The 23,701-nt window shown below is 34.6% G+C and carries 25 protein-coding genes and 4 pseudogenes; 21 read left to right on the top strand and 8 right to left on the bottom strand.

Going from position 1 to position 23,701, the window contains the following annotated elements; all coding sequences use genetic code 11:
- Positions 1–190 precede the first annotated feature (190 nt).
- Complete coding sequence (locus ACQKNS_RS24640; protein WP_427645869.1) at positions 191–610, bottom strand: MarR family winged helix-turn-helix transcriptional regulator; 420 nt, start codon at positions 608–610, stop codon at positions 191–193.
- Between the two features lie 103 nt (positions 611–713).
- Between ACQKNS_RS24640 and ACQKNS_RS24635 the strand changes: the two genes are divergently transcribed.
- Both ACQKNS_RS24635 and ACQKNS_RS24630 read left to right on the top strand, forming a co-directional pair.
- The gene (locus tag ACQKNS_RS24635) at positions 714–1,700 is read left to right on the top strand and encodes a YhdH/YhfP family quinone oxidoreductase (protein WP_427645868.1); all 987 of its coding nucleotides are present in this window, start codon (positions 714–716) and stop codon (positions 1,698–1,700) included.
- A gap of 308 nt (positions 1,701–2,008) precedes the next feature.
- Positions 2,009–2,427, top strand: a pseudogene (locus ACQKNS_RS24630) (LURP-one-related/scramblase family protein); the annotation flags it as partial.
- A gap of 188 nt (positions 2,428–2,615) precedes the next feature.
- Here the strand turns inward: ACQKNS_RS24630 and ACQKNS_RS24625 are convergent.
- Entirely contained in the window at positions 2,616–2,906 is a 291-nt protein-coding gene (locus ACQKNS_RS24625) for a benzoate/H(+) symporter BenE family transporter (protein ID WP_427645885.1), read from the bottom strand.
- A gap of 273 nt (positions 2,907–3,179) precedes the next feature.
- Between ACQKNS_RS24625 and ACQKNS_RS24620 the strand changes: the two genes are divergently transcribed.
- From ACQKNS_RS24620 to ACQKNS_RS24610, 3 genes and pseudogenes are all read left to right on the top strand, one after another.
- Positions 3,180–4,277, top strand: a complete 1,098-nt coding sequence (locus tag ACQKNS_RS24620; protein ID WP_427645867.1) for an L-dopachrome tautomerase-related protein — start codon at positions 3,180–3,182, stop codon at positions 4,275–4,277.
- Between the two features lie 223 nt (positions 4,278–4,500).
- A pseudogene (locus tag ACQKNS_RS24615) lies at positions 4,501–4,849 on the top strand (VOC family protein).
- Between the two features lie 370 nt (positions 4,850–5,219).
- Positions 5,220–5,621, top strand: a complete 402-nt coding sequence (locus ACQKNS_RS24610; RefSeq protein WP_427645866.1) for a DUF3784 domain-containing protein — start codon at positions 5,220–5,222, stop codon at positions 5,619–5,621.
- Between the two features lie 582 nt (positions 5,622–6,203).
- On the opposite strand, the gene ACQKNS_RS24605 is transcribed toward ACQKNS_RS24610, so the two are convergent.
- Positions 6,204–6,503: a spore coat protein gene (locus ACQKNS_RS24605; RefSeq protein ID WP_427645865.1), complete on the bottom strand. Its 300-nt coding sequence runs from the start codon at positions 6,501–6,503 to the stop codon at positions 6,204–6,206.
- A gap of 392 nt (positions 6,504–6,895) precedes the next feature.
- On the opposite strand from ACQKNS_RS24605, the gene ACQKNS_RS24600 reads away from it, so the two are divergent.
- The 3 genes from ACQKNS_RS24600 to ACQKNS_RS24590 are packed head-to-tail and all read left to right on the top strand — an operon-like array spanning position 6,896 to position 8,637.
- Positions 6,896–7,111 (top strand): hypothetical protein, encoded by a 216-nt coding sequence (locus ACQKNS_RS24600; protein WP_063575944.1) that lies wholly within the window; start codon positions 6,896–6,898, stop codon positions 7,109–7,111.
- Between the two features lie 12 nt (positions 7,112–7,123).
- Entirely contained in the window at positions 7,124–7,486 is a 363-nt protein-coding gene (locus tag ACQKNS_RS24595) for a spore coat protein (protein ID WP_048682441.1), read from the top strand.
- A gap of 14 nt (positions 7,487–7,500) precedes the next feature.
- Complete coding sequence (locus tag ACQKNS_RS24590; protein WP_427645864.1) at positions 7,501–8,637, top strand: zinc-dependent alcohol dehydrogenase; 1,137 nt, start codon at positions 7,501–7,503, stop codon at positions 8,635–8,637.
- Positions 8,638–9,119: 482 nt separating this feature from the next.
- Here ACQKNS_RS24590 and ACQKNS_RS24585 read toward each other — a convergent pair whose 3' ends face one another.
- Entirely contained in the window at positions 9,120–10,013 is an 894-nt protein-coding gene (locus ACQKNS_RS24585) for an AbgT family transporter (protein ID WP_427645863.1), read from the bottom strand.
- 92 nt (positions 10,014–10,105) lie between these two features.
- On the opposite strand from ACQKNS_RS24585, the gene ACQKNS_RS24580 reads away from it, so the two are divergent.
- Positions 10,106–10,303: an IDEAL domain-containing protein gene (locus ACQKNS_RS24580; RefSeq protein ID WP_427645862.1), complete on the top strand. Its 198-nt coding sequence runs from the start codon at positions 10,106–10,108 to the stop codon at positions 10,301–10,303.
- Between the two features lie 307 nt (positions 10,304–10,610).
- Positions 10,611–10,685: pseudogene (locus ACQKNS_RS24575) on the top strand (recombinase family protein); the annotation flags it as partial.
- A 689-nt stretch (positions 10,686–11,374) separates the two neighbouring features.
- Here ACQKNS_RS24575 and ACQKNS_RS24570 read toward each other — a convergent pair.
- Positions 11,375–12,286, bottom strand: a complete 912-nt coding sequence (locus tag ACQKNS_RS24570; RefSeq protein WP_427645861.1) for a LysR family transcriptional regulator — start codon at positions 12,284–12,286, stop codon at positions 11,375–11,377.
- 116 nt (positions 12,287–12,402) lie between these two features.
- Here ACQKNS_RS24570 and ACQKNS_RS24565 point away from each other — a divergent pair, with 116 nt between their 5' ends.
- A complete protein-coding gene (locus ACQKNS_RS24565; protein WP_427645860.1) occupies positions 12,403–12,975 on the top strand; it encodes a flavodoxin family protein in 573 nt (190 codons plus the stop codon).
- Between the two features lie 179 nt (positions 12,976–13,154).
- On the opposite strand, the pseudogene eutH reads toward ACQKNS_RS24565, so the two are convergent.
- Both eutH and ACQKNS_RS24555 read right to left on the bottom strand, forming a co-directional pair.
- Positions 13,155–13,609 (bottom strand): annotated as a pseudogene (eutH, locus tag ACQKNS_RS24560) (ethanolamine utilization protein EutH).
- Positions 13,610–13,776: 167 nt separating this feature from the next.
- Entirely contained in the window at positions 13,777–14,922 is a 1,146-nt protein-coding gene (locus ACQKNS_RS24555; RefSeq protein WP_427645859.1) for a tyrosine-type recombinase/integrase, read from the bottom strand.
- Positions 14,923–15,282: 360 nt separating this feature from the next.
- Here ACQKNS_RS24555 and ACQKNS_RS24550 point away from each other — a divergent pair, with 360 nt between their 5' ends.
- The 10 genes from ACQKNS_RS24550 to ACQKNS_RS24505 all read left to right on the top strand — a co-directional run bounded on the left by ACQKNS_RS24550 (position 15,283) and on the right by ACQKNS_RS24505 (position 22,348).
- A complete protein-coding gene (locus ACQKNS_RS24550) occupies positions 15,283–16,533 on the top strand; it encodes a helix-turn-helix domain-containing protein (protein ID WP_427645858.1) in 1,251 nt (416 codons plus the stop codon).
- Between the two features lie 175 nt (positions 16,534–16,708).
- On the top strand, positions 16,709–17,092 hold the full coding sequence (locus tag ACQKNS_RS24545; RefSeq protein ID WP_427645857.1) for a hypothetical protein: 384 nt from the start codon (positions 16,709–16,711) through the stop codon (positions 17,090–17,092).
- Between the two features lie 321 nt (positions 17,093–17,413).
- Positions 17,414–18,721: a metallophosphoesterase family protein gene (locus tag ACQKNS_RS24540; protein WP_427645856.1), complete on the top strand. Its 1,308-nt coding sequence runs from the start codon at positions 17,414–17,416 to the stop codon at positions 18,719–18,721.
- 23 nt (positions 18,722–18,744) lie between these two features.
- On the top strand, positions 18,745–19,176 hold the full coding sequence (locus ACQKNS_RS24535) for a hypothetical protein (protein ID WP_427645855.1): 432 nt from the start codon (positions 18,745–18,747) through the stop codon (positions 19,174–19,176).
- On the top strand, positions 19,085–19,417 hold the full coding sequence (locus ACQKNS_RS24530; RefSeq protein WP_427645854.1) for a hypothetical protein: 333 nt from the start codon (positions 19,085–19,087) through the stop codon (positions 19,415–19,417). The genes ACQKNS_RS24535 and ACQKNS_RS24530 overlap by 92 nt, the downstream gene beginning before the upstream one ends.
- A 54-nt stretch (positions 19,418–19,471) precedes the next feature.
- The gene (locus ACQKNS_RS24525; RefSeq protein ID WP_427645853.1) at positions 19,472–19,807 is read left to right on the top strand and encodes a hypothetical protein; all 336 of its coding nucleotides are present in this window, start codon (positions 19,472–19,474) and stop codon (positions 19,805–19,807) included.
- Positions 19,773–20,462, top strand: a complete 690-nt coding sequence (locus tag ACQKNS_RS24520) for a 3'-5' exonuclease (RefSeq protein ID WP_427645852.1) — start codon at positions 19,773–19,775, stop codon at positions 20,460–20,462. The genes ACQKNS_RS24525 and ACQKNS_RS24520 overlap by 35 nt, the downstream gene beginning before the upstream one ends.
- Before the next feature lie 5 nt (positions 20,463–20,467).
- Positions 20,468–20,920 carry a 3'-5' exonuclease gene (locus ACQKNS_RS24515; protein ID WP_427645851.1) on the top strand — a complete coding sequence of 151 codons (453 nt, stop codon included), beginning with the start codon at positions 20,468–20,470 and terminating at the stop codon, positions 20,918–20,920.
- Positions 20,829–21,089, top strand: coding sequence for a 3'-5' exonuclease (locus ACQKNS_RS24510; RefSeq protein WP_427645850.1), 261 nt, complete (start codon positions 20,829–20,831; stop codon positions 21,087–21,089). Before ACQKNS_RS24515 ends, ACQKNS_RS24510 begins: the two co-directional genes overlap by 92 nt.
- A 911-nt stretch (positions 21,090–22,000) precedes the next feature.
- Positions 22,001–22,348 (top strand): tyrosine-type recombinase/integrase, encoded by a 348-nt coding sequence (locus ACQKNS_RS24505; protein WP_427645884.1) that lies wholly within the window; start codon positions 22,001–22,003, stop codon positions 22,346–22,348.
- 504 nt (positions 22,349–22,852) lie between these two features.
- On the opposite strand, the gene ACQKNS_RS24500 is transcribed toward ACQKNS_RS24505, so the two are convergent.
- Positions 22,853–23,434, bottom strand: a complete 582-nt coding sequence (locus ACQKNS_RS24500; RefSeq protein ID WP_427645849.1) for an excalibur calcium-binding domain-containing protein — start codon at positions 23,432–23,434, stop codon at positions 22,853–22,855.
- Between the last annotated feature and the right edge of the window lie 267 nt (positions 23,435–23,701).

The raw sequence follows: 23,701 nt of genomic DNA, 5'->3' as shown, positions 1-23,701 counted from the left end.
AACAATGGGATTTATAAGTCTTACATTTTACAACGTAGTCAGGCCCCCCCCATCAACCATTATGAGGGGGGCTAATTTAATTTTTTTATATTAACAAACTAGTAAGCTAATCTGCAAATTTACACACCAACCAAGTACTGTTCCAAGCGTAGGTTAAGAAAATAAGTGTTATTATATTGGCTACATATCGTTAAAAATCAGACTTTATTATTGTATTTAATGCTTTTTTTAGTACTACTATATCATTATCCGACAAGTTTTGAAGAACCTTATTATTCAACTTAATTGTTGCAGCTTCAACTTCATCTCTGATTCTCTTAGATTTTTGAGTAGCCATCACTAAAACATTTCTACGATTTTTTGGATCAACCGAACGTTCTATTAATTCAGCTTTTTGCATTTTATCTAATATTCCCGAGACAGTAGGAGCTTCTAAATATACCATTTCTCCAATTTGTTTAGGAGATAATTGTCCTTCTCTCCACAAACAATTCAATACACCATATTGAGCTGGTGTTACTCCATATTCCTCTAAAAGCTTGCTGAAATATTTAAAAACTTTATTCTGACTAGCACTTAGTAAAAAGTTCATGCAATCTTTTAATTCCATAGTATCTCCTCCATATTGACATTACCTATAATATCATGTTAGTTTTTGTAATGAAACATTTTTGCTACAAAAATGTTTTGCATCAAAAAGGAGGTAGATATCTATGAATGCATTCAAGGCAATTATTGTAAAAGAAAAACATGATCAAGTAATTTATGCTTTGGAAGATGTTAATCTTGACAGTCTTTCGGACGGTGAGGTTTTAATTAAGGTGTCATATTCTTCAATAAATTATAAGGATATGTTAGCTGTTCAAAAAAATGGAGGAGTTATTCGGAATTACCCAATGATCCCCGGAATTGATTTAAGTGGAACCATTGTTCATACAACAGATAATCGTTACACAGAGGGACAGAAGGTTATTGTTACAGGTTTTGCTATGGGGATGAGCCATACAGGAGGATTTGCAGAATATGCTAGAGTCCCTGGAGATTGGATTGTTCCTATGCCAGTCAACTTATCCTTAAAAGATGCTATGGTTTTTGGAACAGCGGGGTTTACGGCTGCCCTTTCAATCATAGCTTTAGAGGAGAAAGGTATGGATATAATTAAAAACCCTAGGATTCTAGTCACTGGATCAACTGGGGGAGTAGGTAGTATTGCTTTACAAATTTTATCTAAAATTGGTTACAAAAATATTGCTGCTTTAGTTCGAAAAGAACACCAAATAGAGGTAGCTATATCTTTAGGAGCTACCGATGTCATTCTTGCAAATGAATTAGGAGTGCAAAATAAACCATTAAATAAGCAAAAGTTTGACTTCGTCCTAGATACTGTTGGTGGGGAAATTGCTTCTGTATTAATTCCTCAAATTTCTTATGGTGGAAGTATGAGTATGTGTGGGAATGCAGGTGGTATAAAACTAACATCAACAGTATTGCCGTTTATACTTAGAGGAATTAACCTTTTGGGAATTGATTCTGTAAATGTACCAATCAAAGATCGTGGTTATATCTGGGGGAAAATAGCGAATGAATGGAATATTTCTCAAACTACTCTAATAAGTGAAATTTCACTTGAGGAATTACCTCAAACGATTGAAGCGATTAAAAATGGTCACCATTTGGGAAGAACAATTATTAAATATTAAAAAACATTTAACCTTTTTCAAGAAGTAAACAACGCTCATCTTAGTTAGCTGAAGATCAGAGCTGTCTTTAAGGCAGCTTTTTCTTATGGAACCACCGGGGCAGCTAGTTGAAGAGTACATAAGGAGTTATTCAACAATTGGGCCAGATTGCGAAGGAAGAATTGCTGACTTTACAAAAGGTAAATGAGTAAGGATAAATAGTGGTGAACGAAAAGAAGGCGCTTTTAAGTGAAACTATTATTTGGAGTTTCATGCATAAGATTGGAACCGATGCCCATTTCAAACGAAAGTAATGTAAAAGACTTAAATATTACGTGGAGGGAAGTTTTTTTATGCAAGTTCCAAAGCTTTCTCCATTATGAATACAGCAAGAGGTGAAGTAGCACTCATTGCGAAAAAGGTGTTCAGCATTTTACCAAAGTTATTGGTTGAGGTGAAGGGTCGAGAGGTATTAACAATAAAGAAGGAACTTTCCTTCTTAAAAGCACGATATACCATTGATGCGGCAGTCATTGAAGTACATGGTAATTGGTGGGATATGGATATTTGAGTTTTACAGCATGGTAAAATCGTAGTTGAAGTGGGCAAGGAGTGGTTCACTTGGGGAGATAGCTACAAGGTTCAAATAATAGATGAAGAGATGGAAACCATTCTTATTGCACTCGTTGTTGCAATTGATTGTGTGAAGGCTTATCAAGCAGCTGCTTCCTCAGCAGCGTCGATTTAAATTAGAAGTGTAAAATTAAAAGGCTGACATTTTTTAAAAAATCACTGCTTGAATAGGTGCGGGTGAATCGTATCATAAGTATATGAGGTTTTTATTCTATACAAAGAAATAAATGCCACCTAGACTGCACTATGTCTAGGTGGCATTTATTTTCTCATGAGATGTATCCGAGGTCTAAAGAAGCGGTGTTAGGAAATTTTGTCCTTGTAAAGAGCTTCACTCAAGTTAGTTTCATTGTTTTGGTCACTTGATTCGGATTGATAAAAATCTTGTTTATCCAAGAATACGGTGGTCAAGGTACCCCCAACCAGACCCCAGAATGGCGCTCCAATATGGAGAATAGAGATCCCAGAGGTTGTGATGATAAAGGAAAAGAGGGCGCCTGATTTGAATGGACCAGAGAAACTCATTTTCAAAGAGTCAACCAGTACACTAATCATGGCGACGCCACCTAGTAATTGAATTAATGAGGAAGGAATGACATATGGAACAGGCTGCTGGACGGGTGCAAATCATAATAGTTTATATGTTAGTTCTAAAATTGACTGCAAACGTAAATTCAAATGCTCTCATTCCCCGTCTTTGGAGAACCAGTGGAAGTTTGAATCCCTTTATCGAAACTCCCATGTTTCTCCTGGACTAATAAACCCACAGCTTCCATCCCGATAGAAAAATTTATCGAGAACCAGGCACTACAAAAAAATTTCATCATATATAGGTGATATCCGTTCGGATTTGATGAGGAGGATATCATGCAACCTATGTTACCTATGGAAAAATATTTTGGGCAGTTTGAACTGGTGCATGCTTTTTATGGGGCTATGCCTACAGGTGTCAGCGTTTCCGAAACCGGTCGTATTTTTGTATGCTTTCCGAAATGGGGAGACGACGTTCAATTTACTGTGGCTGAAATTGTTGAGGGTGAATTGCAGCCTTATCCCAGTGTAGAAGCCAATTTAGTTAATACTTGGAATATTACGATGTCTTTCGTCAGTGTCCAAAGTATCGTTGCTGATGGAAGAGGAACACTTTGGGTACTAGATACAGGGGCACCAAATTTTTCTGAACCTATTCAAGGGGGAGCTAAATTAGTTGCCGTTGATTTAAGTACGAATGCAATAAGGAGAGTATATACCTTTACAGAAGATGTGGTCTTGCCAACAACTTATCTGAATGATGTCCGTTTGGATTTTCGGGTTGGAAGAGCAGGCTATGCATATATAACGGATTCTTCTTCCAGAGGGCCAGGGGCTATAATCGTCGTAGATTTAGAAAATGGGAACGCGTTTAGACGGTTAAATGGGGCCATATCAACTTCACCTGATCCCTATTTTTTACCGAAAGTAGAAGGTGGAATTTTGATGAATCGAAACCCGGACGGCTCGACTTTCCCATTTAGATTGGCTTCCGATAGTTTAGCGATTTCTCCTGATGGAAAGGTTTTATTTTATGCTCCGCTAACCAGCCGTCAGCTGTACTCGATCTCAACAGAAGCCCTAAGAGACAGAAGGATACAGGACCTGAATTTATCCCAATATGTGAAGTATTGGGGGGAAAAAGGTGCGTCTGATGGAATGATCACCGGCGCAAAAGGAACAGTTTATGCGGGAGACTATGAAAACAATAGTATCCGGAAGATATTGCCGAATGGCGCAATGGAGACCATCGCACATGACCCGAGAATTTTATGGCCGGATACTTTTTCGATTGGCCCAGATCAATACTTATATGTCATTGTGAATCAATTACATCGGCAGGCGAGATTTCATTATGGAAGAGACCTCCGGGAAAAACCATATAGTTTACTTCGTATGAGAATTGATGACTTCCCTGCTCCTACCTTTTCATAGTAATCGTAAACGAAGGTGGCTATCCCACATCAGGGAGCTTCCTTTTTTGTTAGATACTCCCGCAACCGTCCTATAATAAAGAGGTGACTTAACTCAAATTGAAAAGCTTGCTTCATCATAAATAAAGCTCCATAGGCATACTTACGGTAAGAGGAAAAGTTTTGAACAAAACTAGGAGGTAATCAAGGGAAGATTAGTTCACCTCGAAATTCATGTGGATGACATGGAACGGGCAAAGAAATTTTATGGTGAGGTATTTGGATGGTCATTTCAAGATTGGAGTGATTTCGCAGGAAGGCCTTACCTGGGAGCGTGACTGGCGATGAGAATGAACCTGGGAAAATGTGCTTTGATGCAGGGTCAAAGTCCTCCGCAGGAAGCTGGCCAAGCTCTTAATGGGGATGCTTGTATAATGGGTGTCAATAATTATTACGAAGCGGAAGCCATTAATCTTGAGAATGGCGGCAAGGTCGCATTGCCCAAATAAGCACTGTAAAGGCGTGGAAAGGATACTATATTGATACGAAGGGAATATATTCGGAATTCATCAAGCTGATGGGAATGCAAAATAGGATCCATGTTTGGTGAATAAAGATTGATCGGGAACCACCCTTTTGTTTCCTACGCGGGGTGGTGGTTTTCTTTGCTGAGAAAGAGACATGAGATTGCCTGGAAACAATCCCTTTCAACGCTTCTTTTAGAAATTCCACGATAATCACCCAAATTTCCAGAATGGAGACAGAGAAACTTCTAACCACCAAATGGGGATGAAACTTTCTTTATTAATAAAAAGTGACAGTGCATTGCGCCCATAGAAGTAGACATGTATTAATTTGGGAAAACCTGCCCACCAAGTGCTTATATTCGTTCTCGGGCGCGATTCTTGAATAAGGTTCGCTTTTCTTATAGAACTAACAGGCTGACAATCGGGAGCTGTCATTATTGCAACTTTTTCTTATGCAACTATCGGTGCAGGTCAGTTTGAAAAAAGGGAACTTTTACCTTTTTGGTTCGTATAAAAAAGTATCCGGAAATAAAGTGTCCTTTGGGGGTGAAAAGTTGGATTATGGATTATTGGTAATTGGTATAGCTCTTTTACTTGTGTCGTACTTAGTAGCTGTGAAAAAGCAAACCTGGTTGTTAGCAGGTTTTAATGAAAAGATGATAAAAAATAAGTCCTTATTAGGCACGGTAACAGGTGGGTTTTTTTTCCTTCCGTTGGGATTGTTACTAGTCGTCAATAGTTTTATTGACTATCCTTATGAGTTAACGGTTCTTATCATTGCTATGTTGATTTTATTAACCATTGTGTACGTATTCATCAATAGAAGGTTACTTGATTAATCCAACCAAAGGTACTATAGCTTTAATGAGCTGTGACGGTCACGATCAGCTCTTTTTCTTATGGAACTAGCGGGTGCGTTAGTTCATTAAAAAATAAAAGGAGAGTACATATTATACATGGCTAATATGTGTTCTCCTTTATTTTTTTAGGTTTTTTATAATTTAGGTTTTGATAAGCGGAGCAATCCGCCTCTCGTAGAATATATATAATCAAATAAATAGTGAAGGTGATTTTACTTTATCTGAAGAAATTCTAGAGGAAAAGAATATGACACCATAATTATTTATGACTACGAAGATTATCCTAACAACGTGAGTGGTGGCTATGCCTATTGAGGTAACACTTAGTTGAAAGTAAGGTTAAATAAATCGATTTAACCATTAAGAAATAAGTAAAATTAGTTAAAACACAGCAGCTTATAGATTGAATCATCTACATACCATTATTTCCCTTTTGCTAAGGACTTTCTATTATCCCCCTGAAAAAAGCAATGTATTTCAAGTTCGAGAAATCCATTGCTTTTTTTCCATTTGCCTGTCCCTCTGTGTAATCTGTCTGTTTTTCACAACCATGAGTTGACTTTATTGTTGAGGAAGGTTTAGGGCTGTATTTGCTGTATTTAAAGCAACTTGTAGTTGTTCACTTAAATCATGTGGATGATAGTAACCTTTTGAAATCATATAGTTACTTATCTCTCCGTGTCTTTCTACAGCAACACGAAGCTGTTCTCTTAAGGCTGCTTTTAATTCAGGTGTTTTTGATTCTGTAATGGCAAATGCAAGATTTCTAATTCCTGATTTTGTGGATATTAAGAAGTCCGTTGCAATCACCTGATCAGTCATGCCACCCATACCAGCCATATTTTGCAAAAAATTTGTCATTAATGATCCCCTCGATTCGTCAGAATTTCCTGCAGTTGTTGAATATCTTGTGTCCCTGTGCTCATGTCTTTTAATAGAATATTTTGTAATTCTGTATCCTGCACTAAACTGCTCATTGTAGAGGACTTTGTTAGACAAAGACTCTTGAAAGTTAAAATTTCGTGCGCCTCTAAAGTTTCATGCAGTCCTAAATTTTTCGTCATGATTTTTTTCGCCCCATTTCATTGAGAATTCACTTACATATCTTTAGTAATACAAAAGTTTTTATACATGATCATTTGCAAATGTAACGTGTACTTTGCGAAATAAACTAAATATCGGTTAATACTCCGTATAACAAACAGATGAACTGGGAAAGGTATTTTTGTTATATAGATTAGGGAGGTGAACGTATGGAAAATGAAAGCTTGGCATTTCATGAAACCATGGAAACGCATGAAATTTTAAATTTAAAAACAATAGGTTTAATGCGATCTAAATTAATGCAAGGAATTTGCTTTGACAATGACTTAAAAGCATTAATGGAAAAAGACGTACAACAATCTATAGCTGCTATAAACGAGTTAAAGGGTTTTTATACAGGAGCCCGGACAAACTATGAAAAATGAGGTGAAATTTAAATGGAAATGGATTTTTTAGACCCTCAAGGTGCTGAACATATGCCGGAAATGGCTGATTCCTCTTTCGCGCTAGATTTTCTACTCTCTATCAAAAGTGGGATTCATACTTATGGTATTGCATTATCTGAAACAGCGAATCCCGCATTGAGAAAAGCATTGTACCAGCAAATGGAGCAATCTATTGACTTACATGGTGAGTTATCTGATTTAATGATCAGGAAGGGCTGGCTTTATCCGAACGATGTAGGTAAACAGGTGGAATTAGATTTGAAATCAGCCGATATGGCGGTAAGTATTGCTGGAATGAATCTTTTCCCGAATGATACTGACAGACTCGGCATGTTCGCAACGCCGAATAAATAAAGGAGGAAAAGCATATGAAAGCCGTAACTTACCAGGGCAATAAAAATGTACAGGTTAAAGAAGTTAAAGACCCTACCATCAAAAATTCGGATGATATTATTGTAAAAATCACTACTTCAGCGATTTGCGGCTCCGATTTGCACTTAATTCATCAATTAATTCCCAATATGCCTACAGATTATGTGATTGGTCATGAGCCGATGGGAGTTGTTGAGGAAGTTGGACCAGGGGTAACTAAGGTAAAGAAGGGAGACCGGGTCATTATCCCCTTTAACGTTAGTTGCGGGAGCTGCTGGTATTGCAACCACGACCTTACAAGTCAGTGCGATAATTCAAATCCTCATGGGGAAATGGGTGGTTTTTTTGGATACTCAGAAACAACTGGTGGGTATGCGGGCGGGCAAGCTGAATATATGCGTGTTCCTTATGGAAACTTTACCCCTTTCAAAATCCCAGAAAACTGCGAGGTAGAAGATGAAAAATTGGTGTTGCTCGCTGATGCAGCATCCACAGCATTCTGGAGTGTAGATCACGCAGGTGTCAAACCTGGCGATACGGTTATCGTTTTAGGATGTGGTCCTGTAGGTCTACTTACTCAAAAATTCGCTTGGTTTAAAGGGGCGAAAAGGGTGATTGCTGTCGATCATCTCGATTATCGTTTAGAGCATGCAAAAAGGACGAATAAAGTGGAAACCGTAAATTTTGCACAATATGAAAACACCGGCGAATACCTTAAAGAAATCACTAAAGGTGGTGCAGATATCGTTATTGACTGTTCCGGGATGAGTGGCAAAATGACTCCGATGGAATATCTTGCATCGGGTCTTAAATTACATGGGGGAGCCATGGGAGGGATTGTAATTGCGTCCCAAGCCGTGCGTAAGGCGGGAACCATACAGATAACAGGCGTTTATGGCGGACGTTATAATGGATTCCCCCTAGGAGATATTTTCCAAAGAAACGTGGATATTAAAACCGGACAGGCTCCTGTTATTCCATATATGCCCTACCTTTATAAACTAATATCAGAAGGAAAAGTAGATCCTGGTGATGTTGTAACCCATGTACTTCCAATTGACCAAGCAAAGCATGGGTATGAAGTATTTGATACAAGGACAGATGGATGTATTAAAGTGGTCCTTAAGCCATAAGTTCCAATAGAAGTCTTCTCGGTAAAGAAGAAATATATGAAATTGAATTAGAGTGGACTAAAAATCAGCAATAGTATAAATTTATTGGTTTGAAAAATTTAGACAGTATTTTTGATTAAGAATAAAAAGGACAAAGGGTTCTGTATTCCCTTTGTCATTATTTATTTAATTATCCCTACTACTAATTTCGCAATTCAAACTGGGAGACCAGGTTATGATTTTGCTCAAAAAGTGCCAAAACTTAATAGATAGAGTAAACGCTTGTCAAACACTTGCATAATATATATAAGACGTGAGGAAGCACCTGACGTCACCTAAGATTGACTTTTTATAGTCAGTCTCTTTTTTTGAACTAACCTTACCCAAAACTTAAATGATTTTTCTATGAAAGGATACATAAAAATATTCTAATAAACCAGGTATCTTTCTTAACTTGATGTCTATAGGATCCGTATAGCTTCAATACTATTTTCAACTCCTACTTACTTTATATTCTTTGTTACCCCTGGCCCGATAGGAATATCTAATAATAAAAATGCAATGAGCATAATAATCCAAACAATCAAAAATGCAATGGTGTAAGGCAAGATTAAAGCCACATGTGTACCTAACTCTGCTTTTTTATCATATTTCATTAAAAACCCTAACATAACGGCAACGAAAGGATTCAGTGGAGTAATCATGTTTGTCACAGAATCACCAATTCGATAACCAGCCTGTATGATAGCAGGGTGAATGTCTAATAACATAAACATAGGAATAAATATAGGGGCTAAAACTGACCAGAGAGCTGAACCACTCGTAATGAATAAACTTGAAATTACAGTTAGCAGAACCAACAAGACAATGGCTGGTATACCAACCAAATCAACTGATTTAAGCAACTCAGCACCGTTAACTGCCGTTAATAAGGATATGTCCGTCCATTGAAGATATGCTATAAATTGTGCAATTATAAAGACTAAGACAACAAATCCTGAGATGTCCTTTATGGCTTCAATCATGTAATTTACCGCATCTGTAGGACTATTAATTTTTTTTGCAGTAATCCCATAAGTTAAACCAATAATAATAAAGAAAAGGAAAATAAATGTGCTGATACCACTCATTAGGGGTGAATCTATGACACTTCCGTTTTCGCCTCTTAGTGGTGAGTCAGGTATGAAAAGGGCCAAGTTAACGAGAGCAATGTATAAAATAGCTGCGATAAGAGTATTTCTCAGGGCTTTGCTTATTAATAAACTAACCTTGGGATCTTTATCATTATCATATGTAATTTTTTCATTTCCCTTATATGGTCCTAACCTTGGTTCAATAATTTTTTCAGTAACCAATTTTTCACTTATATTTTTCACTGACCCATTTTCATTGAGCAAACGGATTATTTCATTGGAACTACTTGGTTAATTATTTGAATATTCTTAAAGTTTTTGGTATAATAGAAAAAAGGTCAAGGAGTTGATTTCCTATGGAAAAGAATTTGGCTAATACAACACCACAACTTGAAATAAACGTCAAGGATTCTGAATTCGCTGAAATGGTGATAAATAAAGCCCTTCTTAATTTCCGAAAAGAGCAAATCCGAAAAGAGATTGACCAGTCATTACAGAATAAAAACAAAGAAGAATTCCTACGATTAACTGAGGAATTGAAAAACATTTCTTAAAATGTTGTTTATAAAATGAACTTAACATATTTGTAACTTTAAGAAGTACGCCAAAATGCCAATCCCTTATCTATAAGGGATTGGCATTTATTTGATATTTATCGATCAAGCACGATATTATAAATAAGTTATTATTTGTTCCATAACTCGTCCCTTTTCTGAACACATCACTGTTCGAATAGAAAAGGACGTTTTTTATTGCCTTTATTGCAACAAAACTCTGTTCATTATTCTATGTTCAATAACTTATCTATTTTTCTATTATATTACAATAAATATAATAGAAAAATAAAAAAGAGTGATTTGAGTGTTAATTGGATATACACGTGTGTCGACGGGATTACAAAATTTAGATTTACAGATGGACGCTCTTACATGGTACACCGATTAAAGACATCGCAGACAAATGGGGTGTATGTCTTTGATCAGATCGGCAATAAGATCATAACCGCAATATGTGTGCCTCATCGTGCTAAATTCATCTAATGTGACATAATCATCACTCTTTAATTCAACGTGACACTCTCCACAACAAATCGCCATTAAAGAAAGCCTAGGGGGAAATGTAAAGCAAATTCTATCTGCCTGGTTGAAAAGAAATGTTACAATCACTTTTAAAAATAAGGACTTGGATGTTGATTACACAACTAATAATAAAAGTGTTAGGGCTCTTAAAGGGATTTTAAATAATAAAGATATTATCAAAAAGTTGGGATTTGACTTCAGCACAATAAAGTTTTGAATTACAAAAAGGGTTACATGAGGATACAATATTGTATTCTTTTGTAACCATATAAACGTTGATAGAGTAGTATTAACAAGAATAAAAATACAATAATACAGAAGTTACAGGTGATATTCTTTTATTCTTTATCATGTAAAGATTTTTTATTATGGGTACCTCTAACTTTTGATACTTATTTTGCGTTAACAACACAAATAAGGGATCATAAGGATTAGCCTGACTAATATGTATGGTTTATTTATATCAACTCGAATTTGGACAGTATTCCAAAATATTTCTCTCTCTTAGATCTTTCCAATTATCGAAAGAAACGTATTATTTATTTTTTAATTTTTCGATTTCTCATTAAATTCCTTATATTGTTCTCGTGAAATCTGTATGAAATCCTCCAGATAAGAGGGAATATATTTATCCTTATGCCAAGCAATTTCTGTAAATACGGGTTCTAGAACGATAGATGTAGGTAGTTCGATTAAACGACCCTTATCTAGTTCTTTTTCTACCGCCATTTTAGGTAAAAGTGAAGTACCTAATCCTGCCATAACACATTGTTTGATTGCTTCGATACTACCAAATTCAATAACTTGTTCCGGATAAAAACCTTCTATTTGAATTCTATGTTCAAATTGAGTTCGATAAGAGCAGCCTTTTTCCGTTAACAGAATCGTTTCTTGTGCGAGTTCCCCTGCAGTCAACCGCTTTTTTTTAGTTAAATGATGTGAAGGGGATGCTACGAATATTAAGTCTTCCTCAATTAACATCTCCTTATGAAGCGCAGGCATTTCTTTTAAGGTATCTGTGATGAAAGCTAAGTCGAGGGTACCAGATTGCAATAGATTCTTTGCTATATCAATTGTATGAACAGGTTTAAAAATCAGCCTGACTTGTGGGTGGCGTTGTTTGAAAAATTGTAAAATATCTGGAAGTCGGTATGTGCATTGGCTTTCCTGGGCACCAATCGTTAAAACGGCATTGGTCTCATTTTGACCAGATAACGTTTGCCTCATTTCTTTGTCAAGAGCAAGCATCTTTTGTGCGTATTGTTTCAGCTGTATGCCAGCTTCTGTTAAGTAGATTCGTTTCCCCAGTCGCTCAAATAATGGCGTTCCTAATTCCTCTTCTAATGACTTAATTTGTGCAGTAATACTAGATTGTGCATAATCTAGTATTTTAGCTGTTTGAGTAAAATTCAACGTCTTAGTAGCAGTTAAAAACGTATGCAAATGCTTAATTTCCAAATTATACACCTCTAAATCGTTTTTTTCGATTAATTAAATCGAAATATTCATCTTTATCGATTGTTAATCTAAGTATAAACTTTTTTTATACTAAAGTATAGAAAAGGGGTTTTAAAATGAACATCGCAACATTCATAGGTAGCTCAAGAACAGAGGGTAACAGTGAATTACTAGCGGACTTGGCCTTGAAGGGGATAAACCATCAAAAGATATATTTAAAGGATCTATCCATTCAACCAATTGAAGATTTACGTCATACAAGTGAAGGATTTCAAATAGTAGAGGATGATTATGAACAAGTCGTAAAGGTATTCATGGAAAACGATGTGATAATCTTTGCTACACCTATATACTGGTATAGTATGTCGGGGTTGATGAAAAATATGATTGATCGACTTAGCCATGCCATACGTGATGAAAGGTACCCGCTGTTTAAAGAACGTTTACAGGAAGTAGAAACGATTGTTATAGCAGTAGGTGGTGACGAACCAAGAATTAAAGGTTTGCCTCTTATTCAACAATTCCAATATACTTTCGATTTCTTAAATATGCGTTTTTCATCTTACATTTTAGGTGAGGCAAACAAACCGGGTGATATTCTAGAGGATTGTCAAGCTTTATCGCAAGCTAATTTATTAAATGAAAATCTTAAATTGTTGCTGAATCTGAGGAAGAGCAAAAAGGAATAGTTATCTTACCAATAATGGTATAAGCACTTTTCGACATGAATCCTAATAGGGATTAATCCTAAATAGAAAGATAAAAACAGCCAGGTGCTTGCGCGAGAGCCTTGGCTGTTTAACCGAACCTCAAAATAAAAAACGATTGCCCTCCTCTTTTAGGAAGGCAAAGTGGATATTTGTGATATTTAAGTAGTAGATTTAGAAGTAGTGATAATAGCTAATGCAATTGCTGTAAGGCCTCCTATAAGCTTCCCAACAATCATGGCAAACACTATTTCTTTATTAACACCTGCCACAAAACCTAGATTCCCTCCAAAAACAAAAGCAGCACTGACGGTAAAAGCAACATTCATTACCTTTCCTCTTGGATCCATGTTCTTTAGCGTCATGAGCATAGGTATATTATTTGCAAGAGATGCAATAAGACCTGCTGTTGAAATATCACTTATTCCTAGAAAATACCCTAGTTTCTCCAAAGGGTTTTTAAACAATTTTGTGATGAAAGCAATCATGGGAAATGCTCCAGGAGCGTAATTGCAATCATGCCAACAATTTTTATTCCTTCTGTGATTGGTGTCATATTCGGAATAATAATAAAACCTGTTAATGTTTCAATGATGACCGCTGTCAGGCCTACCATAGCTATGACCTCAATGCATTTACCAAAAAAGATGAAATCCCGTAATCATCATGCCTGACCATTTATCATATCTTCAAACTTTAAACCATTGTATGAAGGGATCTTCTAAGTCAATTGGAATTCAAAAATTCAGCAAAAACTTCTCTAATTATGACGAGTTTCTTCTATTATATATACTCCCCAAACACATCTGATTTCCACAAATGAATCGCATGGCGTTCTTTTTCAAAAACCTTCTCCAAATAAATCTCTGTAGTGGAGAGCTGCTCATGGCCCAGACTCTTCATAATCTGATAGACATCCACTCCATTTAAGTGAGAAATGATGGCAAAAGCATGCCGGAAGGTATGAGGACCAATGGAAGAGGAACGAAACTTCAAAAAAGGCAATCCACTCTCCTTAACGGCTTTTGTTATGTATTGAGACAAATAAGAGGGAGAGTAGGCACGGCCAGTATTGGTCGTAAAGAGCGGGTCGTCTCCTTCTGCTGCATCTAGATCGTCGATTCCCCTGGCCGAACGGAACATGCGAATGCTATTCATTCCTTTTTCTTTCAATGGGATTTGCCTTCTTTTATTTCCTTTACCTAGGACCTCTAAAAAATACGTGCTGGTAATGGAATCATATTGAAGATCCTTGACTCGGAGTCTTGTAAACTCTTCATTACGCATGCCTGTCATCGTCAGGATATGAATGATCGAAAAAACGATGGGGTGGTTGATTTCCCTGAAGTAATCAAGTAGCAAAATGACTTCCTTGGGTCCCAAATCACGGTTCGGCCGATCATCCTTTCGGATATTGACCTTAAAGAAACCTTCATGAATGGGCTCTGTGATATAGCCTGATTCGAACAGGAATGTCAAAAAAGTCTTAATGATGGTTGTCTTTCTGGATAAGGTGGCAACGGAATACGCTCCTTTTGTTAAGACATAAGGGCTTTTTTCCGATAACCATTCCTGATATCTTCGTATGTGGCGAGAGGATAACGATTTAAAGAGGGAACCATCCACAACTTGTCCCAAGTCGACATTGATTTCAACTGAATAGGTGAGCATTTGTTCAATAAATTGAAGAAGTTCCCGCTCATAGGCTTGGACGGTGCGGATGGACTTTTCATGTTGCTGGTTTAAATGTTCTCGCCGATGAAGATACCACTGTAGCATGTCTAGATCGCTAAAATCGGAAAAGGGATCTTGCCCATTCTTCTCTGTCGTATCTAATCGTTCTTGTAACGTATGGATGGATATTTCTGAAAGGCTATTTTTCCATGCACTACTCTGAAGTCCTTTCTTTTTTTCTATCAGTTCATGCATACCTGTACCCCTCACTTTTATCATTCGCGTATTAATAAGGTAATGTGTATATCTATGTACTCCCCATGTTATGAATCCTACTTACATTATAACAAATTACAAAGATTTATTAATTAAGGAAGACCTAAATAAATCCTCCATTTATTTAGGTTTGCGATAATTATTATATAATTAGATTCTAAACTTATAATAATATTGTTAGATTCAAATATTACATCTATAATGTTTTATATAAAAGGAATCTATAAATATACTTATTTAAGACAATATTATATATAATGATAAATATATGAATTAAATAGTTAATCATGAAATAGAAAGAGATATAACAATAAAAGATAAAAGGTGAAGAGACAAATCATGAATAAATTAAACCTTGAAAAAAACTTGCAGACTGCATCTTATGAAATAGGGGAAACGGTTTATGTTCTCCCAACATGTACGGAAGAAGAAGACCCTGAGAGTTTTTACTACTTTAAACAATTTGAAAAAAAAGAAGGGGTGATTTTGGAAGTGATCGAACACCCACGTCTCCAATATCGTGTGAAATTTGGCCAGGCGGAAGCAGTCTTGTATCATGAGGAATTGACGCATGGTAACCAAAGGGATATTCCAATAACAGGAACGGATCATCAAGAAGAATGGGAGGGGGATAAAGTGGAATGGTATACACAAAAAGAAGTCGCTGATTTACTAGGCGTATCCAAGGCAACGGTCTACCATTATGGAAAGCAGAAGAAAATCATGAAGATTCAGGACCCCCATCGACTGCATAAAGAGGCCCGTTATGAAAAAGCGGAAGTGGATCGATTAGTGTATGAAAAGCAATCTTTACCCACAGGTATGAGCCCTAATGAGGTGGCAAAGAAATTGGGGTTATCTGTACAAAGTGTTTATAAGTATATACAAGATGGTTCGATTAAGGCTAAGGCCGTCCCTTATGGGGATGAAAGAATCACGTATGTCATTTCGGAAGCCGCCTATCAGGAAGCAGAGAAATCACTCAAACCAACTGAAACACAACGCCCAAAAAAATATGAATATTATGATTCAAAAAATGACATGGCTTTGTATCAAAGATTTCATTCGTCTAAAATACCAGAGGCACGAGTGCTTCGTAATGAAGAAAATGTATTTGGTTTCTACCTACCCAATATCCAAAAGTGGCTGACCTATGAAGAAGGAATGAAAACTTATACCTTAAAGCCATCATACTCGATCCACCAACCTACTTTGGATTATAATGGCTATGTGGAGCTTCAGGTACCGAAAAACGAAGTAGTATTTTATCCCTTCATTGATTATCTATATGAAATTTGGGGAGTGGAAAACATTCGACTTAGAGAACAAAGTGAAACAGTTTTACTCTACATTCGGGCAGGGGAGAAACCGTTAACATCCGAGGTGTTTGGTATTGCTGATATCTTACCGTATCTAATCAATGGAGGAATACATCATGAAGATGATACTTTGATATTACGTAGTCCAAATAGAAAAACTAGTTTTGAATTACCTATCGAATTGTTAGAAACAATTTCAGATTTAGCTGAACAAGAAGGGATTAGTATCAGTAAATGGGTGGAGCAAAAATTATCTTCGATAATAAAATAACTATATAAAAATTTTTATGGCGAAAATGGTACAAAGGCAATCTCACCTGGATCCCGCAGGTTATACTTTACGGCCCTGAATGATTAAATTCTGTCTTCCGATAAGGTACAGGGTCGGAATTATCTTACGGGCAAGGGGGCAACTTTACAATATTCTAATACAAAATCAAGAAGAAGTGCAAAACAGAAAAGCGTTATCACTTTTAATCGAGTGGTTAAAATTTATTGATTATATAGATCAAGACATCTTAAAGTGGGTAAAATTATCAGCAGTATATAGCAAGGAAAATTATAGATCTGACGTGTTAATTGATCACTTGACTTTACATGTAAAGAAAACACCTAAGGAAGTTGGAGAAATAATGTTGGAGATGCTTTCTGCGGATATATACTGTGATTATCAAGAAGAGGAGATAAGGCAGATAGTATCGAGTCTTTATAACGAAAACCAAGGTGGAATTGCAGATAAAATATGTGTATTGTATGGAGAAAAAGGCTTTGAGTTTCTTAGGGATATATATAGTGAAAACCATAAAATTGGGAATTTTCTAAACAAATAAAAGGGTGTATTTGCATTCTGGTTATGTTTACAAGACTGATTATTAACAGTCCAAAAACAGCGTTTAGGATATTGAATTTTGATAGAAAAACAACGTAAAAAAGAGGTGAATATCACCTCTTTTTCTTTATCTCAAAAACCACGGTTTTTGAGGAGAATTAGGTGATAATTCATTTTATTGAAAAGAGGCGTAAAAAAATAAAAAACTTTTGAATACTAAAGATTTACTTATTTCTGATAATATAGTCCTTAAATGATTAATTCTGGTAAAATATTAATTGAAGGGAATATTCAAAATAAATGGGTCTAAGGAGAGATACAAGTGGAGTTTAACTTTCTACAGATATCAGATATTCATTTTCAAATTGAAAACTTTCACTCTCGAAGACTGAGAAGCAATTTTATAAATAAACTATCTGAATTACATCGAGAAAAAAAATACGATTTTGTAATATTAACAGGTGACATATCTCATCAGGGACAGGAATTTACAGATAGTCAACAAAAATTTTTAATGGAAGTCTTAACAGTTTTAGATTTATCTATTGAAAATTTGTACCTAGTACCTGGAAACCACGATATCAATAGAGACAAAGAAAGATCTAACTTAATCAATATGATTAACGAATCAGGTGATTCTTCAGATACTTTAGATAATTATATGGAAGATACAGAGAAGAGTTCAACCTTATTAAAGAGTTTCAATTCTTTCCAAACATTTTATAATTCCCTTTTTAATAAAAATTATCCTTTAGAAAATTTACATTTTATTGTGGAGGAACAAAGATGTAATTTAATTTTTTTAAATACCTGCATTATTGCTGATAAATCAGGTGAAGAAGGTACTTTATTAATTGGGAAACAAAAATTATTAGATGCCTTAGAAGAATTAAATACTGGAAATGGTAAATTAAATATTGCTATGGGTCATCATTCTCTAGAGTGTTTTAAAGAGACTGAGAAACACATTTTAGATACCTTATTTGATGATTATAATATTGACATCTATTTTGCTGGACATGTTCATAAGGCCGGTTATCATATAGAAGCTAATCAATCTAGAAATATGTTAAATATTATTTGTTCTGGCTTACACAATGATGGATATACAGTTAGTGGGTTCGTGGATGTTAATGTTAGAAATAGTAATGTTGCAATTACACAGTATGTATGGAATTCACAACATGCATACTGGACTGTTAACAACCAGCTAGGGAGAAAAATGATGGATGGTGTCTTGAAATTGCCACTATCTAGGTTTATTAATAAGCCCAATGAACAGATCAATGATACTAGAAAGTTAGAAGTTATAAAAAAAATAGAAATACTGTTTAATGAAAATGAGCGTATTTTTAAACAATATGGGCCCTATAGCATAACTGCTCAACAATCGCCTCATTCTGAGTTGGCACATATATGGAGGGAGTATTGTATAAATACTTTAATACCTAATAATGATAAGATATTAGAATTAATTTTAGAAAACATAGATTTAATTCCTTTAGAAAAGCAACCTATTGTTGAGGAGTATAAGAACCATATTGAAGGTTTTAAAATGAATCATTTATCAGAATATAAAAATGCTAATGTTCCAACATTCCCTCAGCAGATAAAAAGTGTTTTCCATTAAAGTAAAGGGCGTGAAGAATTATTATGGATAAAAAGGGATTTAAGAGACCTAGACGTGAGAGTATTGAGTATTTTATATCAAGAATTCAAACCCATAGAACTGTATTGGAAATTGAACATGAACAAGGACATGAGCATGTTTTCAAAATTAAGAAGAAAAATGGAAAAAAGTTAATTGTATATTTAACAGATTTTTATATTGTAACTGAAGCTGAAGTTTACGAAATAATGTCAGAGTATTATGAGATTAATGCGATAGTAACTATTAGTAACTGGAATAGTTATTCTTACTTAGGTAGAGAAACGGCAAGAGAAAACGATATAGGTTTATTTCTCATGTCCGAATTTATGGGGGCACTAAACTTTGATGGAAATAGCTTTATTAATTACATTTCTCCAGCAGAACGTGAAGCGATTCGAAAAAGAGAAAAAAAACAAAACCCATTTTCTTTCTGAGCTTAAATACTATGTTTTAGGGTCTATTTTGATTTCAAAAAAGCCAAATGATGTAGATATTATTATAGTATACAATCGTGAAAATACGCCCATATATGATTTATTAGAATTCAGAAAAGTGCTTCGTCAACAGTTTTTAAAAAAACACAGTCTTCCCTTAGATATTATATTAATTAGTTCTTTGGAAGAGAAAAGTTTAAATTATATTGAAAAAGAAAAAGCAAGAAGGATAGAACTCTAGTAGATTTGAAGATACAGCTTTCATTACATTTTGAACGCTTTAAGGGTGGTGCTTATGTCCGTAATTTACACAGCATACTATGATTTAATGGGAATGACAGGTTTAATAAGTTTGAAAAATAACAAAAAACATCCAGCTGTTCCAGTCTTTCCTTTAATTAGAGACATGTGTTTAATGATTTATCAGATAAATAAAGAAATATTAGGTGACTCTGTTAAGTTAGAACCTGATATAAAAAAAATACGTCACCATGTGAAGTTGTTTCAAAAGAAAAACAATATTAAATCATATCAACGTATTATAGACACCCATATTAATCAATTTGGGAATGACATAGATAATTTAGGGTCTCCAAATGAAGATTTTAGAATTAATTTGTCCACCGGATAAGATTACGGCAGCCCCTAATGAAACAAAGTTATTTATCGTTGGAGATGACGACCAGTCGATTTACGCATTCAGAGCATCCGACCCTATTTATATTAAAGAATTTTCGGAACATTATCACACCTATACAATTGAGCTAATGACAAACTATCGTTCTGCTGCTGAAATTGTTAAAGCGGGGAATCGTGTTATTGCCCTTAATAAACACGAAAGAATTGAAAAAGCTATGATTCCGTTTCATCAGAAAGAGGCTGATACTTTTACCATTTTCACAAAAGATCAAAAAGAAGAAGCGAATATCATTATAGATCAGTGTCATATTCTTGGAGAGAAAGAAGAACCTTTTACATTTAATAAACTGGAAAAAATAAATTATACAAAAAGAGTCGTGTTATATCGTTCTAAAAGGCAGTTAACGGAATTCATTAATGTATTAACAAGACGAAACATTCCTTTTGTTATAGAAAAAACAGACGACTTATTAGGTATTTTTAATTATCCATTTTTTAACTTGTATTTCCATTCATGGTTAGAATTAATAACAATACAGAATTTGACTAATATTTATACAACAATTGCTTCTAACTACTATATTTCTTTTAAAAAAATTAAAGAATACACCAAGAATAATGAGGGAACATCTATGAATCATTCCTGAATTTTTTGAATAACAATTCAAAAAGTAAAATAGATAGCCAATTAATCAGACAATATTTTAAACATATGGATGAATTATTGCAAAAGGGAGAAACAAATGTTAATCATCTTAGTAAATTAATATTTGAATTTCCAAAGGTTAAAAAAGAAATGGATGATGTACAAAAAGAAGAGATATTGGGGATATGTGGCGATTTAAGTAGCTGGATTGAATTACATGATTATTATCTAAAACTTAAAAAGCAGCAAAATGAAATGGAGAAAAACGTAAGAAGATATCACTATAATGAATATAATGTTTTATATCTGTTAACTATTCATTCCAGTAAGGGACTAGCATTCTCCAATGTATTCATTATAGGTGCATATGATGGTGGGATACCTTCTGGCAAATCGAGATCTGTTAAAAATAGATGTAAATGTTGCAAAAGAAAAAGCGGAACCTGTTACTATAATTGAGGAAGAACGAAGATTAATATATGTAGCAGTAACAAGAGCTAGGAATAATTTATATATAACCTGTCCTAGAACGATAAACAATAGACCGGTAGCATGTTCAATCTTTCTAAAAGAACTCAACTTACATTTAATAGATGTAACAAAATCAACTAAAGTAGTTAAGTCATAAGTCTTTTTGTTATGCAAAAATTATACTTCCATTTCATACATAAATTAAATGCCAAATACAAAATAACAGAAATTCGTTAAAAAAACATCTTATTGCCAAAAGGTGGAGCGCTCTAAAATGACCACTGACCACCAAAATGACCACTAAAATTATAAAAAACCTTGAAAATTTATGAAATTTAATTCTTTAAGTTTGTAAAACTTCATATTTATATACATATAAAAGGATACGTAAATCTACGAAAATTCTAGTTAACAGAGTAAACATTTGTATGAATTAAATTGACTCCATTTTGACTCCTAACTGTAAATAAACATATACAATTTGGTGGAATATTTTCTAATGGATGTAGTATTTTTAAGACTTTGTAAATTATGTTATGGATTAGCCCGACTCAAAATCGTGTTCCTCTGGAGTGCCGGTTCGACCTCGGCCACCGGTATGAATTTTTTCAGTAAGACAAAGGAGTCCCCTACTTAGTAGGGAACTTTTTTTGTGTTTACAGCACGATTATTTCCTACAGTCGTATTCCACGAGTCGTACGACCACAAGTTGAAAAGGGGTGTATAAATTGTCTAGACGACATAACTTTCTCTCCAGTAGTGAACTCTCCCAAGTGCATAAAAACTCCAATCGTATGACTTCAAAGATTCCCTTGAGTTGTTTATTGATGATTGCAAACTAAGAAACTTACGATCACATTCCATTCGTTACTAAACTAATGAGTTGAAAGGAGCAAGATTTAGTGTCAGACCCGAATAGTGTTACTTACGAGATAATCCAACGGAATTTGATTCTTCATATGAAGGTGCAAGACTTAAAAACTGTCACTATTAATACTAGATTAAGAGCCATTAGAGCGTACTTCAATTTTCTTTATAAGCAAAAACACATTAGACAGAACCCAGTAGATAAAAAACATTAAGCTACTCAAGGATAGAAAACACATTGTACAAACATTCTCAACCGACCAACTTGAGCACCTTCTAAAGCAAGCCGATTTAAGGACGTTTACAGGTTTAAGGGATTATACTTTAATGCTTTTACTATTGGAGACAGGAATTAGGGTTAACGAGTTGGTTGGGATTGATTTAAGTAATGTGCGATTAAAAGAGGGGGGCTATTCACATCAGACACTCCAAAACGTACCTAGAAAGGATTGTTCCCATCCAAAAAACTATGAGGGAGCAATTAGAGAAGTATATCTCCATTCGAGGTGTTACCGAGTTTTTAAGCATATTTGCAATCTATGTTATTAAAGGTAATTGGGAAGATATATCTAAATTATCATAAGCAGAAATCATAAAGTCTAAATTATGTAAGCACCGTTTTCACGAAAAAAACTGTGAAAGTAAATAGAAAAGCTTATAACGTAAAAATATTGAATATTACCCTATTTATAAGAAAAGTTTTATTTTAATGTATATTGTTTTTCTTTACTAACTATAGAAAGTATCAAAACATATAGAAGAAACTCGTCTTTATAAATGATTAACAATTTTAAAAGTGTGACTGCAAAATACTTATGTAGAATGACAATAAAGCTATTTAATTTTAAAACCTTAACACACCTAACCCTGTCCTAAAATTAGGATAGGGTTAAAATAAAGTTGTTTAAATTTTGATAAAAAACACTTCATTGAACTTAAAAAGCAACAATAAAGTCGTTTAATAACTAGTTTTTATTCCATAATAGTGCCCTTTAATGGAATAACCTAAAAAAATATTACCTCAGTCCTAAAATCACTCAATTCTTTCTATCATTAGTTACAAGCAATACCGTCTCTATTTTTATCCAAGCGATGGTCTCCAAAGCCAGCTGCCTTTGATTCTTTCATAAATTCAGTTGCTTCAGAAGCGCTACTAAAATCAGAACAATCCCTATCTTCTTTAAAAATGTAAATTGGAGTAGATGAGACATTGGCTTTTTCAGCTTTTTTAGATTCGTCTTCTTCTACTTTTCTTTTAGCATGTTCTTCCTCTGTTTCTTCTTGAGCTCTCTTCATATCTTCTTCCATTTCTTTTGCGTACTTTTTACCTTCAATTTCTCTTTGTTTTTCTTCTAACTTTGTTTTCTTCATTTCAGCTATATGTCGTTCGTAAACACAGGGGCCAATAGACCAAATTAAAAATAATAATATTATTATTAGGAAAAGGACTCCTTTGGCATATGTTTTTTCTTTTTTCTTTCTATAATAGCACCATAAAACTGTAAGAATAATTGCAAGAAATAATATGAGATTCCAAATTGAACCTACAATACATTCTAATATAAGCATAAACAAGTATAGGCATCCAAGTATAAGCAACAATTTAATTACTTTAATAATATCCTTGTCCTTCATTTTGTTCCTCCGTTAATATTCTAGTCAATTAGCACTAATCAATTTTAGTTGTAAACACATGATAAGTAAATTAAAAATTTGGTCCGAGAAAAAAAGTGATGATCAGTTTGAATTAAAAGAAGGGACACTTTATCGATCATTAATACTTTTACTTAGCTTAAGTACAATTTTTAACAATCTTTTCCATCTTCTTCATCTGAACTCTTGATGAAAATTTTAATTATCCCCTTTTCCTGTCCAGGAAAATCCTCACGCTCCTTTTCTTTC

Origin of the sequence: Peribacillus sp. NPDC094092 (genome assembly GCF_050279365.1) — a bacterium.
Taxonomy (GTDB): domain Bacteria; phylum Bacillota; class Bacilli; order Bacillales; family DSM-1321; genus Peribacillus.
The sequence above is the reverse complement of the archived record's forward strand: the minus strand, read 5'-3'. Positions and strand labels throughout refer to the sequence as shown.

Bases quoted from the DNA above. Each gene is read 5' to 3' on its own strand.
- ACQKNS_RS24580 (WP_427645862.1), top strand. From the start codon at position 10,106: ATGGAAAAGAATTTGGCTAATACAACACCACAACTTGAAATAAACGTC.
- ACQKNS_RS24500 (WP_427645849.1), bottom strand. From the start codon at position 23,434: ATGAAGGACAAGGATATTATTAAAGTAATTAAATTGTTGCTTATACTT.
- ACQKNS_RS24635 (WP_427645868.1), top strand. From the start codon at position 714: ATGAATGCATTCAAGGCAATTATTGTAAAAGAAAAACATGATCAAGTA.
- ACQKNS_RS24550 (WP_427645858.1), top strand. From the start codon at position 15,283: ATGAATAAATTAAACCTTGAAAAAAACTTGCAGACTGCATCTTATGAA.
- ACQKNS_RS24600 (WP_063575944.1), top strand. From the start codon at position 6,896: ATGGAAAATGAAAGCTTGGCATTTCATGAAACCATGGAAACGCATGAA.
- ACQKNS_RS24640 (WP_427645869.1), bottom strand. From the start codon at position 610: ATGGAATTAAAAGATTGCATGAACTTTTTACTAAGTGCTAGTCAGAAT.
- ACQKNS_RS24520 (WP_427645852.1), top strand. From the start codon at position 19,773: ATGAAGATTTTAGAATTAATTTGTCCACCGGATAAGATTACGGCAGCC.
- ACQKNS_RS24605 (WP_427645865.1), bottom strand. From the start codon at position 6,503: ATGACAAATTTTTTGCAAAATATGGCTGGTATGGGTGGCATGACTGAT.
- ACQKNS_RS24595 (WP_048682441.1), top strand. From the start codon at position 7,124: ATGGAAATGGATTTTTTAGACCCTCAAGGTGCTGAACATATGCCGGAA.
- ACQKNS_RS24590 (WP_427645864.1), top strand. From the start codon at position 7,501: ATGAAAGCCGTAACTTACCAGGGCAATAAAAATGTACAGGTTAAAGAA.
- ACQKNS_RS24565 (WP_427645860.1), top strand. From the start codon at position 12,403: ATGAACATCGCAACATTCATAGGTAGCTCAAGAACAGAGGGTAACAGT.
- ACQKNS_RS24620 (WP_427645867.1), top strand. From the start codon at position 3,180: ATGCAACCTATGTTACCTATGGAAAAATATTTTGGGCAGTTTGAACTG.
- ACQKNS_RS24510 (WP_427645850.1), top strand. From the start codon at position 20,829: ATGATGGTGGGATACCTTCTGGCAAATCGAGATCTGTTAAAAATAGAT.
- ACQKNS_RS24555 (WP_427645859.1), bottom strand. From the start codon at position 14,922: ATGCATGAACTGATAGAAAAAAAGAAAGGACTTCAGAGTAGTGCATGG.
- ACQKNS_RS24525 (WP_427645853.1), top strand. From the start codon at position 19,472: ATGTCCGTAATTTACACAGCATACTATGATTTAATGGGAATGACAGGT.
- ACQKNS_RS24535 (WP_427645855.1), top strand. From the start codon at position 18,745: ATGGATAAAAAGGGATTTAAGAGACCTAGACGTGAGAGTATTGAGTAT.